This is a genomic window from Streptomyces sp. NPDC104761, assembly GCF_055583445.1.
Genome location: NZ_JBVJNZ010000008.1, coordinates 277,047 through 292,446, shown reverse-complemented (window position 1 = coordinate 292,446; position 15,400 = coordinate 277,047). Strand labels below are relative to the sequence as shown.

The 15,400-nt window shown below is 69.4% G+C and carries 16 protein-coding genes; 7 read left to right on the top strand and 9 right to left on the bottom strand.

Annotated features, from left to right (window positions below; translation table 11 throughout):
• The first annotated feature begins 306 nt into the window (after positions 1-306).
• A complete protein-coding gene (locus tag ACZ63F_RS23250) occupies positions 307-528 on the top strand; it encodes a helix-turn-helix domain-containing protein (RefSeq protein WP_469713379.1) in 222 nt (73 codons plus the stop codon).
• 6 nt (positions 529-534) lie between these two features.
• Here ACZ63F_RS23250 and ACZ63F_RS23245 read toward each other — a convergent pair whose 3' ends face one another.
• Together ACZ63F_RS23245 and ACZ63F_RS23240 are read right to left on the bottom strand one after the other, a co-directional pair.
• A complete protein-coding gene (locus ACZ63F_RS23245) occupies positions 535-972 on the bottom strand; it encodes a hypothetical protein (RefSeq protein WP_469713378.1) in 438 nt (145 codons plus the stop codon).
• Between the two features lie 621 nt (positions 973-1,593).
• Positions 1,594-2,388, bottom strand: a complete 795-nt coding sequence (locus ACZ63F_RS23240) for a TRADD-N-associated membrane domain-containing protein (RefSeq protein ID WP_469713376.1) — start codon at positions 2,386-2,388, stop codon at positions 1,594-1,596.
• Positions 2,389-2,794: 406 nt separating this feature from the next.
• Here ACZ63F_RS23240 and ACZ63F_RS23235 point away from each other — a divergent pair, with 406 nt between their 5' ends.
• Positions 2,795-3,016, top strand: a complete 222-nt coding sequence (locus ACZ63F_RS23235; RefSeq protein ID WP_469713374.1) for a hypothetical protein — start codon at positions 2,795-2,797, stop codon at positions 3,014-3,016.
• Positions 3,017-3,021: 5 nt separating this feature from the next.
• On the opposite strand, the gene ACZ63F_RS23230 is transcribed toward ACZ63F_RS23235, so the two are convergent.
• Positions 3,022-3,357 carry a hypothetical protein gene (locus ACZ63F_RS23230; RefSeq protein WP_469713373.1) on the bottom strand — a complete coding sequence of 112 codons (336 nt, stop codon included), beginning with the start codon at positions 3,355-3,357 and terminating at the stop codon, positions 3,022-3,024.
• An 83-nt stretch (positions 3,358-3,440) separates the two neighbouring features.
• On the opposite strand from ACZ63F_RS23230, the gene ACZ63F_RS23225 reads away from it, so the two are divergent.
• From ACZ63F_RS23225 to ACZ63F_RS23215, 3 genes are all read left to right on the top strand, one after another.
• Positions 3,441-3,659, top strand: a complete 219-nt coding sequence (locus ACZ63F_RS23225) for a hypothetical protein (protein WP_469713371.1) — start codon at positions 3,441-3,443, stop codon at positions 3,657-3,659.
• Entirely contained in the window at positions 3,656-3,922 is a 267-nt protein-coding gene (locus ACZ63F_RS23220) for a DUF7848 domain-containing protein (protein WP_469713370.1), read from the top strand. Before ACZ63F_RS23225 ends, ACZ63F_RS23220 begins: the two co-directional genes overlap by 4 nt.
• A 184-nt stretch (positions 3,923-4,106) precedes the next feature.
• The gene (locus tag ACZ63F_RS23215; RefSeq protein ID WP_469713368.1) at positions 4,107-4,289 is read left to right on the top strand and encodes a hypothetical protein; all 183 of its coding nucleotides are present in this window, start codon (positions 4,107-4,109) and stop codon (positions 4,287-4,289) included.
• Between the two features lie 74 nt (positions 4,290-4,363).
• Here ACZ63F_RS23215 and ACZ63F_RS23210 read toward each other — a convergent pair whose 3' ends face one another.
• A complete protein-coding gene (locus tag ACZ63F_RS23210) occupies positions 4,364-4,747 on the bottom strand; it encodes a hypothetical protein (protein WP_469713367.1) in 384 nt (127 codons plus the stop codon).
• 430 nt (positions 4,748-5,177) lie between these two features.
• Positions 5,178-8,189 carry a S53 family peptidase gene (locus tag ACZ63F_RS23205; protein ID WP_469713364.1) on the bottom strand — a complete coding sequence of 1,004 codons (3,012 nt, stop codon included), beginning with the start codon at positions 8,187-8,189 and terminating at the stop codon, positions 5,178-5,180.
• Between the two features lie 578 nt (positions 8,190-8,767).
• Here ACZ63F_RS23205 and ACZ63F_RS23200 point away from each other — a divergent pair.
• Together ACZ63F_RS23200 and ACZ63F_RS23195 are read left to right on the top strand one after the other, a co-directional pair.
• A complete protein-coding gene (locus tag ACZ63F_RS23200; protein ID WP_469713363.1) occupies positions 8,768-9,343 on the top strand; it encodes a TetR/AcrR family transcriptional regulator in 576 nt (191 codons plus the stop codon).
• 94 nt (positions 9,344-9,437) lie between these two features.
• On the top strand, positions 9,438-10,232 hold the full coding sequence (locus ACZ63F_RS23195) for an SDR family NAD(P)-dependent oxidoreductase (protein WP_469713362.1): 795 nt from the start codon (positions 9,438-9,440) through the stop codon (positions 10,230-10,232).
• Positions 10,233-10,412: 180 nt separating this feature from the next.
• Here ACZ63F_RS23195 and ACZ63F_RS23190 read toward each other — a convergent pair whose 3' ends face one another.
• The 4 genes from ACZ63F_RS23190 to ACZ63F_RS23175 form a co-directional block, all read right to left on the bottom strand.
• Complete coding sequence (locus tag ACZ63F_RS23190; protein WP_469713361.1) at positions 10,413-11,468, bottom strand: LacI family DNA-binding transcriptional regulator; 1,056 nt, start codon at positions 11,466-11,468, stop codon at positions 10,413-10,415.
• Between the two features lie 95 nt (positions 11,469-11,563).
• Positions 11,564-13,021, bottom strand: a complete 1,458-nt coding sequence (locus ACZ63F_RS23185; protein WP_469713360.1) for a GH1 family beta-glucosidase — start codon at positions 13,019-13,021, stop codon at positions 11,564-11,566.
• A gap of 186 nt (positions 13,022-13,207) precedes the next feature.
• A complete protein-coding gene (locus tag ACZ63F_RS23180) occupies positions 13,208-14,128 on the bottom strand; it encodes a carbohydrate ABC transporter permease (protein ID WP_469713358.1) in 921 nt (306 codons plus the stop codon).
• A gap of 14 nt (positions 14,129-14,142) precedes the next feature.
• Positions 14,143-15,135 (bottom strand): carbohydrate ABC transporter permease, encoded by a 993-nt coding sequence (locus ACZ63F_RS23175; protein ID WP_469713357.1) that lies wholly within the window; start codon positions 15,133-15,135, stop codon positions 14,143-14,145.
• Positions 15,136-15,400 lie beyond the last annotated feature (265 nt).

Here is a 15,400-nt window from a genome sequence, read left to right as displayed (position 1 = left end):
ATGCACGACGACTCCTCTGAAGGCCACCCCGCCCGGGGAAGGTCTCCGGGCGCTCCTCACACCCGGGAGCGTGTGCAATGCCGCAGGAAGTCGACCTGACGCGCGTGTCCAGGGCGAGAACGGCCGCGTCATCCAGCTCGGCTCCGCTGCCGCCTGGGAGCGCTGGGCCTGCGAGGCGGACCACGGCTCCGGCCCCTGCCACGAGCCACTCCTGAAGCTGGACCGGGCCGCCACGCTGGTCGGCCAGCCCGCGGACTTCTGCCTCATCTCCCCGGCCATCGCGCCTACACGTCCGGGAGGGCTTCAGTGGAGGACGAACTCTGGCTGACGGCCCGAGAGGCCGCCGATCTGACGGGCGTCAGCATCATGACGGTCTACTCGTGGGTCCGCCGAGGACACCTGAAAGTCGAAGGCCTCGATCACCGAGGCCAGAAGCTCTTCCGGCATATCGCCGTCGCCCAGGCCGAGCTGGCCACTCGCAAGGCCCGGCCCCGGCTGGACGGCCCGCGCGTGTACCTGACCGCGTGACGGGGGTCAGCAGATCCTCGACAAATCCGGCCACCAGTTGGAGTGCTCGCCGACCATGGCCCGCAACGTGGGGCTATGGGTGACCACAAACCGGCAGAAGGACATCCAATCCTCCGCAGACTCGTTGTCCGGGATACGCCGTGTCGCCTGGATCCCGCTGTCCAGCACGTCAGCCAGCATGTCTGCGAAGATCAACACTCGCTCGCGCTCGACCCCACGCCGGGGGCAGGGTTTGCCCTCGTAGAAGTACGGCCGGATGCCGGGGTATTCGAGCATTTTGAAGTGGATCTCGCGAAGGTGCGTGAGCGTAGGCGTCAAAGACTCTGTGGCGTTGAGGTTGTTGGCTGCCCGCACCTGCTCGGAAACGGCCCTGGTCTGAAAGCCCAGGAACACCAGCGAGACAAGTCCAACCAGACCGCCGATCGCCGACACGATGGTTACCACGCGCTCCCCCTCCAGCAATGGATCGGAGTACTACCCGGCTCGTCGGTTGATCGCACCCTCCGCTCTTGGAGCTGGCGTTGTTCGCCAAGCGGGTCAAGGACGAGACCGCGAAGGACCTCAAGGCCCAGCTCGGTCCTCGGAACGTCGACGACGCATACGTCACCGGAGAGTTCCGGAAGGGCTGACGGCCGTCTGACGCCCCGGAGCGCCAGAGGGCGGGCTCACTCAGCTGTCCTCTTCCGCCTCCTGGGACGCCTGGCAACGACCGTGGTCTCGGCGGTCGCGGAGGATGCGGACGACCTCAGCTCCAAGGGCGAGGGCTGCTGCGGCTGCACCGAGTGCCGCGTTGAGGGTGTTCACTGCGGTAGGTCCCTTTCTCCGGGACCTGTGGCCGCTCTCAGGCGTGCCAAGGTCCCGGCACGTCTGAATGCATGCCTGGGATTCCTTGGTCACGCCCGTTGGTTGCCTGTGCCCCCAACCCTGGGGCAACCGCCCCTCCCGGGGCTCGCGGGTCGTTGCGGGCTTCCGGCGCTTACGCCTCCTCCTGGAAGTCCATCCGGCGATGGACTACCCAAGTGCCAACGTCAGAAATCCCGGAGTGCCGAGTTCCTCTGACGGCCGTCAGGAACTCGCCGACTCCGACGGCTGATGCAGGACCGCTCCGTTGGCGCTGGGTTGCGGAGAGGCCGCGGCGGGCTTCAGGACACCGTTCAGTTCGGGAAGCTTCGCGGCGGAGAACTTGAGGATCAATGCCGCCTGGAGATGGGCCTTGAGTGTCGAATCCGTGACGTCCTCCAAGAGCTGGATCGCCTGACCGGCATCCCGCTCGACCTTCATGTCCTGCCGGAGCAACTGGGTCTGCGACTCCATGTGCTTGAGCGCCAGATCCGCCCGGCGGTGGAACAAGGTACCGATGACCGTCATGAGGAGGCCCGCCACGCTCGCCGTGACGGATGCGTACTGTTCTCCGTTACTCTCGGCCCTGAAGATCGCCATGCCGATGCCGGAGAGCAGGACGAGACCGCCCACCACGGAGCAGGACAGGCTGACGCTGAAACTGCGGCGGGCTTGGGTCAGCCCGTAGGCGTAGTACTCGATCAGCAGAGCAGCGAATCGCTGATCCGCCAACGTCTGCGGGGAAGCCTTTGTCCCAACCTCTGGAGTTGGGCCCTCTTCTACAGGATCCGCTTCGGGTCCAGCTTCTGCTGTCGGATCGGTTGAAGCTTCATCACCACCGGGGAATGGCGGGAAGTCCGATCCCATGCCCTGCAACTCACCCAACACCTCGGCTCGGAGCCGATCCCTCATTGCAGTGACAGATCGATCAAATTGGGACTGCGCCCATCGCAGCCCGGCCGACATAAGAACGCTGCTGACAGCACCGATTAGGACCACCACGACGTCCATCCACTGCATGCGGTCACCCTCTCATCAGGTTGGCTGTTACAGCACAGCAGTTACTCGAACGTGACGCCTGACCTGTCACCCGTCACCGCACGCGTGCGAGGGGGGTGCCGGCCGTGGCACGAACCTTCTCCGAAGAAGACGAGCAGCGCCTCCGTCAGCTCCACGCTTGACGGGCTCTCCCGCAACGAGATCGCCCGTCAGATGGAGTGGTCCGTCGGCACGATCACGAACCACGCGAACCGTCTCGGTCTCTCCTTCAACCGGGAGGCCGTCAGGGGCCGCCACCGACGCCCGTCAGGTCGACCTGAGTGGCCGACGGGCGCGGATCCAGGAACAGCTTCTGGGTCTCGCGGAGAGGTCCATCGAGCGGGCACAGACCCGGTACCTCCTGACGGGCTTCAGCCACACCGGCGAGGTGACCGCCGTTTGGCTCCAGCAGCCCCCGGCCAAGGAGACCAAGGACTTCACACTGGCCGCCTCCAGCGCCATCACGAGCGCCTTGAAGCTCGCGCAAGTCGACGCTGGGGACGAGGGTGTATCGGAAGCCCGCTCGATGCTCGGAGACCCTGGGCAGGCGCTGACCAGGGCAGCCCGGCAGATGGGCGAGGCCGACGACGGCAACCTGGTCGGCAACTGACGTGATCAGGCCGTCAGCAGCGTCCACGCACGCTTCACGAGCAGAGGCATCAGCCGATCTCGCCACGTGCAGATATCGATGTATCCGCTGGACATGCCGCCATGAGCGTATTGCTCCTTGTACACGTGCGGCTCCTGCTCGGTGACGAGGTCGATCCCCACGACCTCGCTGAAAGACGCCCAAAGAAGGCTGAGCACCTCGTCAGCCGATGTTGGAATGTCGATACCAGACAGGTGGTCGCGAAGGTCCCGCCAGGCATAGGGGTCGCCGCGCAGACCCCACCCCTCCGGCTCGGGATCGAAGAGGTCGGCCATAGTCACCGCTGCGTCATCGTGTGGCATGGCGGCAGCCTCGCACGGGCGTGCTCCTGATCAACAGGTCAAGGCGCCAGCACAGCGGTTAACCCTGAGGATTGGGGGCGCCGGTGGATCTCAGCCCGCTCCCGCTCTCGCGCAAGCAGATCATCTCCATCGCCGAATCCGAACGGCACCGCCTGTCCATCTGGAGTGGTGCTGTTCGCTCGGGTAAGACGATCGCTCCGGTGGCCGGCTCGGTCGAGCTGAAGCTCCACCACAGCCACGGCCCCGGCTTCCTCATCGTCACCAGCGTCTCGGCCCTCTCCGGCGTGAAGGACGAGCCGTGAGAGCAGTCATCAAGGCAGCGGAGTGGACGCTCGGGCCCGAGACGGCCGAAGGCGCCCCCAAGGAACCGATGTACGAGGCCGAGTGCCTGTCGTGCGAGGACCAGTCGGGCGCCACAGACGGAGATCGCCTCCCGGCCGAGATCTGGGCCCGGCAGCGCACGGGCTCCAACCCGACCCACCGGACCTACCGGGCGATCATCACCAGCTTCTGGCGAGTCGATCCCGCCGAGGGCAACTCATGTCGAGAGCTGGAGGCGCAATGACCAAGTGCGTCCACGAAGACCACGAGTTCCCGGTCGAGGACTCCATCGGCGCCTACTGCGAGGAGCACGGCGTGACGGTCCTGTGGAACTCCCCGCACTTCGACTGGGACGACCTGCTCGCGGAGCCGAGCCATCCCCAGAGCACCCCTCCTGGCGACGCACACCAGGGCTCGCGAGGAGTGCCGTGCACAGCAGCGCCTTCCCCTGGCTCAGCGACCTGACGGATGAGCAGGCGTACGACTTCCTGGACGAGGTGATCCAGGCGGCTCATGACGCCGGGACCCACACGGCCTTCCTACACGCGCTGGACGTCCTGGTGAGTCAGCACGCGTCCATCCCCACGCTCCCTCACGGCGCCATGTCCTGACGGCTCCCCCGGCCATGAGACGAGAAGCGCCCCGGCTCTCCCTCGGAAGGGTCGGGGCGCTTCGCTGTGCTGCCTCAGTCGTCCAGCTCGACTGATTCCACATCGCCGCCCTGAACTGTCACGGCCCTGAACCAACGACCGCTCTCGGTGTCAAAGTGGAGGCCTTCATCGTCCCACTGCCTCTCATCCTCTTCGGCATCCGAGTAGGTGGTCTCGTCGGCCTCCAGGCGGGTGAAGTGGACATCGCCCTCCCGTTGCCAGCGGTACGACCAGTCGATCTCGCTCGTGATCGCCTTGATGCTGTCGGACGGCAGCACCCTCGTCGCTTCGCTGATCGCCGCCTGGGTGGCCGCCTCGTAAGCCGCACGGGCGCGCGTGTAGTGGACCGTCGATCCGTCGGTCTGAAGGTCGAAGTCGATGGTGATCGTCAGGTGCTTCGGTGCAGGCCTCTTAGCCACGACTACCCCCCTTGGTGTCCTTGTGGGCCCTCAGTATCGACTGGCACCACAGCGGACTGCGGGCGATCTCGGAAACCCCCTCCTAAGGTGTCGATGACAGGACCAGAGCCGCTGAGTGATCGCCCTCCAGTTGGTGTGGACGCGGCCACACGCGTGGCCACAAGGACGACATCAAGTGCAAGCCAGAGAACGGCAAATGCAACCCAGATGTCCCCTTTTGGGTATAGTCCCAGGACAAGCCTTTGCAAAAGGTAGGGTTCGAGTCCCGTCACTCACCCTTGGGTGAAAGGCCGTCGGCCCGCGGAAGCGCGGGCCGACGACCTTTCTGTTGCTCTCCCGCCCGCGCCAGTGTCCCGGAGGTCGGGGTACACAACGATGCCCCGTCGGCCGGCGCGGTCGACGGGGCATCGCGGTCATGTGTCGGTGGGCGTCAGCCGATGTAGCCGGCCACGTCCGCGATCACGTGGGTGGTGCTGCTCGCGTAGAAGTCCACCTTGCCGTCGGAGCCGACGGGCACGATGACCTGGTTGGCGATCGTCTTGCCCTGCACCCAGTTCAGGTTGGAGGCCGTCGGACGGCTGCCGCCGTCGGCCCAGGCGCTGAGGTATCCACTGCCCGTGGTGCCGGTGACGGTGACCGTCAGCACGACCGCCTTGACGCCGGTGGACGGGATGGCGTCGCGCCCCGAGATCTGCAGGGCCAGCGTCTTGCCGGAGCCCAGCGCCGTCGTCTGACGGGTGTCCAGCAGGCGCAGCGGCGTGACCGTGTGGAAGGCCGAGCCGCTGGTGGAGAAGTAGCCGGAGACGTCGGCGATCACGTGGCTGGTGCCGTGGACGTAGATGCTGACGTTGCCGTCGCTGCCGATCGGCACGACCACCAGGTTGGGGATGGTGGTCCCGGTGGCCGACCAGTTGACGTTGGACGCGGTCGGGCGGGTGGCGCCTTCGGGGTAGGCCTCCAGGTAACCGCCGCCGACGGTCTGGGTGGCCGTCAGGTTGAGCACCACGGAGCCGGCGCCGGTCGGCACGCCCCCGTGGCCGCGGACCTTGAGGCTGATCACCTTGTTGGAGATCTTGCTAGTGGTGGAGATGCCGACCTTGGAGCGGGTGTCCAGCAGGCGGGCCGGGGCCAGCGCCGTGTACTTCGCGCCGGTGGTGCCGCTGGTGTAGTAGCCCTGGACATCGGCGATCAGGTGGGTGGTGCTGCTCGTGTAGAGGTCCACCACGCCGTCGCCTGCCACCTTGACGGTCGCCGAGGCGGCGATGGTCTGGCTCGCTCCGGTCCAGTTGAGGTTGCTGGTCGACGGCTTGCTGGTGCCGTCGGCCCAGGCGATCACCGAACCCGCGCCGGTGGTGCCGGTGACCGTGAGGTTGAGCACGACAGCGGTCACGCCGCTGCTGGGGATCCCCCCGGCTCCCTCGATCTTGACCGGGGCGGTGCCGCCCGCGACCAGGGGCTTCGTCGCCGGGACGGAACTGAGGCCCCAGCCGGTGCCGTTGCGGGTGTCCAGCAGGCGCTTGGGGCTGCTGAGCGGGTGGAAGGTGGAGGCGCCCGTAGCGGCCGTGCCCTTGGCCGCGCACAGTGCGGCGGTCAGGCCGGCCTCCTTGGGCGAGCCCAGGCCGGTCACCTCGTCGTAGCCGGCCGCCGCCGTGTAGCCGGTGGCGTACACGGAGTTGTTGCCGCTGGTGACGTCCCAGAAGTTCGTCGGGTAGCTGCTCCGTGCGGCCTTGTAGAGGGCGTTGTTGAGGAAACCCACCGGGCCGTTGGTCTGGCAGGCCGTGCCGGCGTTGGCCTGGACGATCGCGGCGGCCCAGGTCGGGGCCGCTCCGCTGGTGCCGCCGACGAGGCCGGGGACGGGGCTGGAGGACTGGCTGTCGTCCTGGTAGTAGATCGGATACCCGTCGGCCGGGTCCGCCAGAGCGGAGACGTCCGGAACGGCACGCTTGGTGGTGGTGGCGACACCGCCCTGGTAGACGACGGGAGCCCAGCGCGAGGAGACGCCGCCACCGGTGCCGCCGGAGGCGTTGCCCCACGTCGTCTGGGTCGTGGTGCTGCCCGAGGTGGTCATCGTGGTGCCGCCGACCCCGGTGACGTAGGGCTGGCTCGCGGGGTCGTCGACGGCCTTGGCCGTGGAGCCGGTCGCGCGGTAGCAGTCGCTGGAACCGTCGTCGCCCGAGGCGGCGACGACGCTCTGGCCCTGTGCGGCGGCCTCCGCGAAGACGGTGTTCTCGGCGTTCGCGGTCGCGCTGCTCTCGACCGCCTCGCATTCACCCCAACTGGTGGAGATTACCTGCGCCTGGTCGTCGGTGACCATCCGCTGGTAGACGTCGAGCACGTTCTGGTCGGTCGCCGACGCGGCGTCCGGTCCCTGGTAGTCGATGACGGCGGCGCCGGGCACCAGGCCTATCAGGTCCTCGATGTCGAGCGCGGATTCCACGCCGACCTCTCCGTCGGTGGCCGGCGCTCCGGCTCCCGCCGTCGTGTCGACGTACACGTGGGACACCGAGGTGCTGGTGCCGACGCAGGACTGGTACGCGGCGATGCTGCCGTCGTCGACGTTCTCCAGCTCGAACACGGCCACGGTCTGCCCGGCACCGGCGGTGGCGGAGCTGGTCATCCCGTAGGCGCCGGCCAGCTTGCCGGGGCTGTAGTAGTCGGTGCCGTCGGTCAGGCCCGAGCCGGTGAAGTCCGCGCAGAGCGCGGGGGTGTACGTGTGCGGGGTCACCGTGTGCGAGGCGCGTCCGGAGACGGTGGCTGCAGAACCGTTCCTGCTCGCACGACGCACCGCGGAGTGGTGGCTGCTGACGGTGTTGATGCTGCTCAGGCCGACGATCCCGGTCACCGAGGACGCCACGTCCGCGGGCAGCGAGGGGGCCGAGGTGTTGAGGTAGTCGGTGGTGCCGTCCTTGAGCCGGACGTTGCGGAAGCCGGTGCCGAAGGCGTGGGAGGCCTGCGCGGCGGTGGCGGTGACCGGGATGGACAGGCCGTCCGGGCTGACCTTGCCGGGGGTGAGACCGGCCGCCTTCAACGCGTGTGAGACTCCCGCGATGGTGGCCCGGGTGGGACCGAAGACCTCGGCGAACTGCCCCTTGGCCAGGTAGTGGTGGTACTGGGCGTTCCCCGGTGTGGACACCGCGGTGACGAAGTCCGCCAGCGCCTGCGGGTCACGCGGAGCCAGGTTCACGCTGAGGTGCAGCGTGGTTTTCGACGCGGTCGCGCCGGTCACCGTCGCACCCGCCGGGACGCGCGGGGCCGCCCCTATGCGCCGGGGTCCGTCCGATCCGGCCGCTCCGCCCTGGGCGACCGCTCCGGTGGCGGTTCCGGTGACGGCGATGAGAGCGATGGCAGCGGCGGAGGCCGCAGTGATCGCCCTGGCCCGTCTGCCGGTCTTTGCTGCCGCGCGTCGGGGACGTCCCGGCGCGGCGTGGACCTTCTTGGCCATGCAGAAATCTCCTAGAAACTGACGCGCCGTCACACCTGTGGCCGTGACAGCGGTCGAAGCGTCACTCGGGCCTACGGGTGCGTCCACGCCACAACGCGCGCGGGAGCTATCACGCTCAACCGAAGTGTGCGCATTTCTTATCAGGTCATGACGGTTACTGTCCCTGTTCGACCGAGAACCATGAACGGATCTTTACGCCGCACCAGAGCCGGCACTGGGGTGCCTCCCCGGCGCGAGGGCACCGGGGTTCCCGGTTTCGTGGGCTTACGCCGGGTCAGGACACCGACAAAAGAGGCCGTCCGCGCCCGGGCGGCCGGGCGACCCCGACACCGTCGAGGAGGTGCGCCAGAACCCCCTCAGATCATGGGCGTTCTGCCGCTGCCGCTGTCCGCGCCGAAGGCGACGCTCCCTCCCCGCGCCGCGCAGGCCGCAGCCCGACCGATGAGCTCCATGTTCCCCCCCACCAGCCGGGTCCCCCGGACTCGGTCTGATGGGAAGGTCGGCCTACCGCGCCGCGGCCGACGCCCGGGGTCATCATTGTGGATTGACTACTCCACAAAGTGAGCTACTCTTTCGGCATGGCACGCACCAGGGAATTCGACGTCGACCGGGCGATAGACCGGGCCATGGACCTGTTCTGGCGCCGCGGCTACGCCGAGACGTCCCTGCAGGACCTGCTGCAGGAGCTGTCCATAGGCAGCGGCAGCTTCTACGCGGCCTTCGGCTCGAAGGAGCAGCTCTACCTCCGCGCCCTGGAGCGCTACACCTCCCTCCAGGGCAGCGACCTGGAGAAGATCCTGGACGGGACGACCGGGATCCGGCCCGCGATCCGCAAGGTGCTCACCTCCATGATCGAGGCGGACCTGGCCGACCCCACCCGAGGCTGTCTCGTGGTCAGCGCCTCCACGCAGTGCGGCGAGCAGCCTTCGGCGGCGGACCGGGTCACCACGGCCGTCCGGCAGGTCGAGTCCTTCCTCGCCGGAGCACTGGAGCAGGCGCAGGTCCGGGGCGAGCTCGCCCCGGACAAGGACCCGAGGGAGCTTGCGCGGTTCCTCACCACCTTCATCCAGGGGATCCGCATCGTCGGCCAGGCGCGCACCGGAAGGGAGTTCGCGGAGGACGCCCTGTCCGTCGCGATGCGCGCGCTGGACTGACCGCCACAGGCGTCCCGCCGCACCTGCACCCGCACCTGCACCCGGGGCAAACCATACCGTAATTATGTATTGATCAATCCAGAAAGGGACCGTCATGGAACTGCACCTCAAGGACAAGGTCGCCGTCGTCACCGGAGCCAGCAAGGGCATCGGCCTGGCCGTGGTCGAGAAGCTGGCCCGCGAGGGGGTCAAGGTCGTGGCCGGCAGCCGCACCTCCACCCCCGAACTGGACGCCCTGGCAGCCGACCACGACGTCACGTTCGTACCGGGCGACCTGTCCACCACCGCGGGCGCGGAGGCCCTGGTCCAGCAGGCCGTGGAGCGCCACGGGCGCCTGGACATCCTGGTCAACAACCTCGGCGCCGCCGAACCCCGCGAGTCGTTCCTCGAGGTCGACGACGCCGCCTGGCAGCGGATCTTCGACCTGACCTTCTTCAGCGCCGTCCGCACCACCCGCGCCGCCCTCCCCCATCTGATCGCGGCGGGTGACGCGGCCATCGTGAACATCAGCTCGATCAACGCCCGGCTGCCGTTCCCCATGGTGGTCGACTACTCCGCGGCCAAGGCGGCGCTGACCAACCTGAACAAGTCCCTGTCGGAGGAGTTCGCGCCGCAGGGCGTGCGCGTCAACTCCATCGCCCCGGGCCCGGTCCGCACGCCGTTCTGGACCGCGCCGGGCGGCTTCGCCGACGCCACCGCCGCAGCCGCCGGGACCACCGCGCAGGAGGCGCTGGACGTCGTCGTGCCGCAGAGCATGGGGATCACGTCCGGGCGGATCAGCGAGGCGCACGAGATCGCCGACCTCACCCTGTTCCTCGCCTCCCCCCTGGCCGCCAACATCACCGGCACGGAGACCCTCGTCGACGGCGGCCAGACCAAGACGCTCTGAGAGGACTAGGGCCTGTCTGACAATTCCCGCCTGCCTCACGACGCCATGCACGCACTCTCGCCGCACCGGGCCCTGACCCAAGTACGTCCAGTACGTGGGCCAGGGCCCGGCACACCGAGAGCACGCACCTGACGCCGCGAGGCCGCCCTCCGGGCGACGACGGGAATTGTCAGACAGGCCCTAGGAGGACGCCCGGGCCACCAGTGCCGTCGGCAGTACCGCGTGCCGGCGCTGCAGCCCCCCGGCACCGGCCGGACGCCGGTCGGCGATCTCGGCCAGCAGCAGGTCGATCATCGCGCGGCCCATCCCCTCGATCGGCTGGCGGACGCTCGTGAGCGGCGGGTCCATGTGGCGGGCGATGGCCGAGTCGTCGTACCCGACCAGCGCCACGTCCTCGGGGATACGGCGGCCTGCCACGCGCAGCACCTGGCGGGCGCCCGCCGCCATCACGTCGGAGCCGGCGAACACGGCGTCGAGGCCGGGCTCGCGCTCCAGCAGCCGGGCCATCGCCCGCCGGCCGCCCTCCTCGGTGAAGTCGCCCGGCTCGATGAGGAGTTCGTCCGCCGTACGGCCGGCGTCGCGCAGGGCGTCGCGGTAGCCGTCGACGCGGCGCTGGGCTCCGTACACGTCGAGCCGGCCGGTGATGTGGGCGATCGTGCGGCGGCCCCGGGCCAGCAGGTGCTCCACGGCCGACCGGGCGCCGCCGTAGTTGTCGGAGTCCACCGAGGTCAGCGTCTCCTCCGCCGAGCGCGGGCCGCTGATCACGGCCGGGATCTCCAGCTGGGCGAGCAGGTCGGGCAACGGGTCGTCGGCGTGCACGGACACCAGCAGCACCCCGTCGACCCGGTGCGCGGCCAGGTACTGGGCGAGCCGGCGCCGCTCGCGGTCGCTGCCCGCGAAGATCAGCAGCAACTGCATCTCGGTTTCGGAGAGTTCGGCACCGACGCCGCTGAGCATGTCGGAGAAGTACGGCTCCGCGAAGAACCGGGTCTCCGGCTCGGGCACGACCAGCGCGATCGCGTCGGTGCGGTTGGCGGCCAGCGCGCGGGCGGCGGGGTTGGGGACGTAGCCGAGTTCGTTGACGGCCGCCTCCACGGCCGCGCGGGTCGCGTCGCTGACCCGGGGCGAGCCGTTGATCACGCGCGACACCGTGCCGCGGCCCACCCCGGCGCGGGCGGCGACCTCCTCCAGGGTCGGCCGCCGAGTACCTCGGCCCCGCTCACCCTTGACCGTCATCGTCGCCGCCTTCCGTTCGCAGCCTTCAGGCCAGGAAATGTAACAGCCGTGACCCGGCAGCTCCGGGCCCCGTCGCCCCGCGGGGCCGTACCGGGTCAGCCCTGCTCGCCGGCGCCCGGCAAGGCGTTCCGGCGGATCACCTCCGCGTACCAGTGTGCGCTGGCCTTGGGGATGCGGCGCTGGGTGCCGTAGTCGACGTAGACGGCGCCGAAGCGCTTGGAGTAGCCGTAGGACCATTCGAAGTTGTCCAGCAGCGACCACAGGAAGTAACCCCGTACGTCCGCTCCGTCGGCGACCGCCTGCCGGACGGCTTCCAGGTGGGAATGGAGGTAGGCGATCCGCTGCGGGTCGTTCACCCGGCCCTCGGGCGAGACGTAGTCGTCGAAGGCGGCGCCGTTCTCGGTGACCATCAGCGGCAGCCCCGGGTGCGAGGCCGCCAGGCCGGTCAGCAGGGTGTGCAGTCCGCTCGCGTCGATGGCCCAGTTCATCGCGGTGAGCTGGTCGTTGGCCAGGTGGAAGGCGACGTGGTCGGCGCCCGTCCACGGCGAGTGGGCACTCGCGCCGTGACCGTCGTCGCGGGTACTGGCGCCGTCCCCCGCGGCCGCGGAGACCACGGTCGGGGAGTAGTAGTTGACGCCGAGCAGGTCGATCGGACGGGAGATCTCGGCCAGGTCGCCGTCGTGCACCAGCTCCGCCCAGTCCACCAGGTGCGCGGTGTCGGCGAGCAGGTCCTCGGGGTAGGCGCCGTCCAGGATCGGGCCGGTGAAGATCCGGTTGCCGACGGCGTCGATACGCCGGGCCGCCTCGGCGTCCGCGGCGCTGTCGGTCAGCGGGCGCACCTGGTGCAGGTTGAGGGTGACGGAGGTCTGCGCGGTCGACGGCAGGTTCTCCCGCAGCGCCCCGACCGCCAGCCCGTGTGCCAGGTTCAGGTGGTGTGCCGCGCGCAGGGTGGCGGCCGGGTCGGTGCGCCCCGGGGCGTGCACGCCGGAGCCGTAGCCCAAAAAGGCGCTGCACCAGGGCTCGTTGAGGGTGGTCCACACCCCGACCCGGTCGCCCAGGGCGCGGGCCATGATCTCGGCGTAGTCGGCGAAGCGGTGCGCGGTGTCCCGCTGCGGCCAGCCGCCCGCGTCCTCCAGTTCCTGGGGCAGGTCCCAGTGGTAGAGGGTGGCGACGGGGGTGATGCCCGCTTCGAGGAGTTCGTCGGTGAGCCGCCGGTAGAAGTCCAGGCCGCGCTCGACCGCGGGCCCCCGGCCGGTGGGCTGCACCCGGGACCAGGAGACGGAGAACCGGTAGGCCTTGAGGCCGAGGTCCTTCATCAGCGCCACGTCGTCCTTGTACCGGTGGTAGTGGTCGGCGGCGATGTCACCCGTGTCGCCGTTGCGGACCCTGCCCGGGGTGTGGCTGAAGGTGTCCCAGATGGACGGCGTCCGACCGTCCTCGGCGGCGGCGCCCTCCACCTGGTACGCGGCGGTGGCGGCCCCCCAGACGAAGCCGGGCGGGAAGGAGGTGTCTGAGGCCGACTGGGCAGTGGTCTCGGTTCGTACGGCGGTCATGGTGAGAACGCTCCCGAAGTGGCGTGGGGAAGGGGGAAGAGAGAAGGGGGGCGGCACGGTGCTGCGGGGAGGGCGGCCGGGACGCGCGCGGGCGTCCCGGCCGGGTACGGGCCCCGCCCGGGACGGCCCGGTACGGGACGGAGGTCGCGCGGGGCGCCGGACCGCGAGGGGGCGGTCTGCCCGGCGTCAGCCCTTGACGGCGCCCGCCATGATGCCTCCGACGATCTGCTTGCCGAAGATCACGAAGACCAGCAGCAGCGGCAGGGTGCTGATCAGCGCGCCGGCCATGACGATGCTCTGGTCGGGGGTGTAGGAGGCGCTGAGCTGCCCGAGGGCGACCTGGAGGGTGGGGTTGTCCTGGTTCAGGGCGAGGAAGGGCCAGAAGAAGTCGTTCCACGCCTGGACGAAGGTGAGCATGCCGAGCACCATCATCGCGGGCCGGGCCGCGGGCAGGACGACGTTCCACACGATGCGGATGTTGGTCGCCCCGTCCACCTTGGCGGCCTCGATGAGCTCGTAGGGCAGCGCCTCCAGCAGGTACTGGCGCATGAAGAAGACACCGAAGGCGCCGACCAGGGTCGGGAAGATCACCGACTCCAGTTTCCCGCCCCACCCGATGTCCGCCATCATCATGAACAGCGGGACCACGCTGAGCTGCGGCGGGATCGTGAGGGTGGCGATGACGGCGGTCATCAGGGCGCCCCGGCCGCGGAACCGCATCTTGGCGAAGGCGTAGCCGGCCAGGGTGCAGAAGAACAGGGTGGCCGCGGTGATGCAGCCCGCCACGATCACGCTGTTGACGATGGCCTTGCCCAGATGGGCCTGTTCCCAGGCGGTCTGGAGGTTGCTCCACAGCCTGCCGCCCGGCAGCAGCGGCGGCGGGCTGTCGAGGACGCGCTGCTGGTCGTGCGAGGCGGCCACCAGCGTCCAGTACAGCGGGAAGACCGAGCCCAGGCCGACGACGACCAGGGCGAGGTAGGTGAGGGGGCCGCCCTTGAGCTGCTGCCCGGCGCCCAGCTTCAGACGGACGCGGTTCCTGGCCGGGGAGGTGACCGGCGGGACCGGGTCGAGGCCCGGCGCGGTGTTGGTGGGGCTGGTCGTGGTCATCGATATCGCTCCCGTCAGACCGCGCTCTTGCGCAGGAACCGGCCGACGATCAGGTTGATCAGGGCGATGAGCAGCAGCAGGGCGAGCATCGCCCAGGCGACCGCCGCGGCCGGGCCCAGATGCCCCAGCTTCCAGCCGTAGTTGTAGAGGTAGATGCTGAGGGTTTCGTACTGGTGCTCGTTGCCGCCGGTGGAGCCGAGCGTGCCGCCCTGGAGGAGCAGCGGCTCACCGAACAGCTGCATGGAGCCGATCGTCGAGATGACGATGGTGAACAGGATCGTCGGGCGCAGCGAGGGGATGGTCACCTTGCGGAACTGCTGCCAGCGCGTCGCCCCGTCGATGGACGCGGCTTCGTACAGATCGGTGGGCACGGCCTGCATGGCCGCCAGGTAGATCAGCGCGTTGTAGCCGGTCCAGCGCCAGATGACGATGACCGAGATGGCGATCTTGGAGGTCCATTCGCCGTTGCCCCAGTCGGTGTTGCCGATGCCGACGAAGTGCAGCACCCAGTTGAGGATGCCGCCGTCGGCCCGGAACACCAGGGCGAAGACCAGGGCCGCGGTCGCCACCGAGGTGGCGTACGGGGTGAGGACGACCGTCCGCCAGAACGTGCTGGCGCGCAGCTTGTAGTTGAGCAGGTGGGCGAGGCCCAGGGCCACGAGCAGCTGCGGGACGGTCGAGATGACACCGATCAGGAAGGTGTTCGTGACGGCCGTCCAGAACTCCGAGTCCTGGAGGATCTTGGTGAAGTTGTCGAAACCGACCCACTCCGACGTGCTGAGGCTCGTCATCTCCACCCGGTGCAGGGCGATCCAGCCCGTGTAGAGGAGCGGGTAGAGCCCGAAGGCACCGAAGACGAGGAAGAACGGAGCGATGTACGCGTACGGGGACGCGAGGTCGTCGAGGCGCCACAGCCGGCTGCGCCAGGTACCGCGTCCGTTCGGTACGGCACCGGAGCCGCCGGCGGGCGGGGTGGGGGCACCCCGTGTGGGTGTCGTCGTTGCCACGGGGGATTTCCTTCCTGGGGGATTCGGCCGGGGAACAGGGGCGGGACAAGGTGGGCCGGACGGCGACGTCGGGGTCTGCCACCGCACCGGACCCGGCCGGGAGACGCGGCGCGCCGGTGTCCGGCGCGTCCTACCCACGCGCCGGGCACCGGACCCTCGTACGGCACGGCGCGGGGGGGGGGGGGGGGGGGGGGGGGGGGGGGGGGGGGGGGGGGGGGGGGGGGGGGGGGGGGGGGGGGGGGGGGGGGGGGGGGGGGGGAGGTGT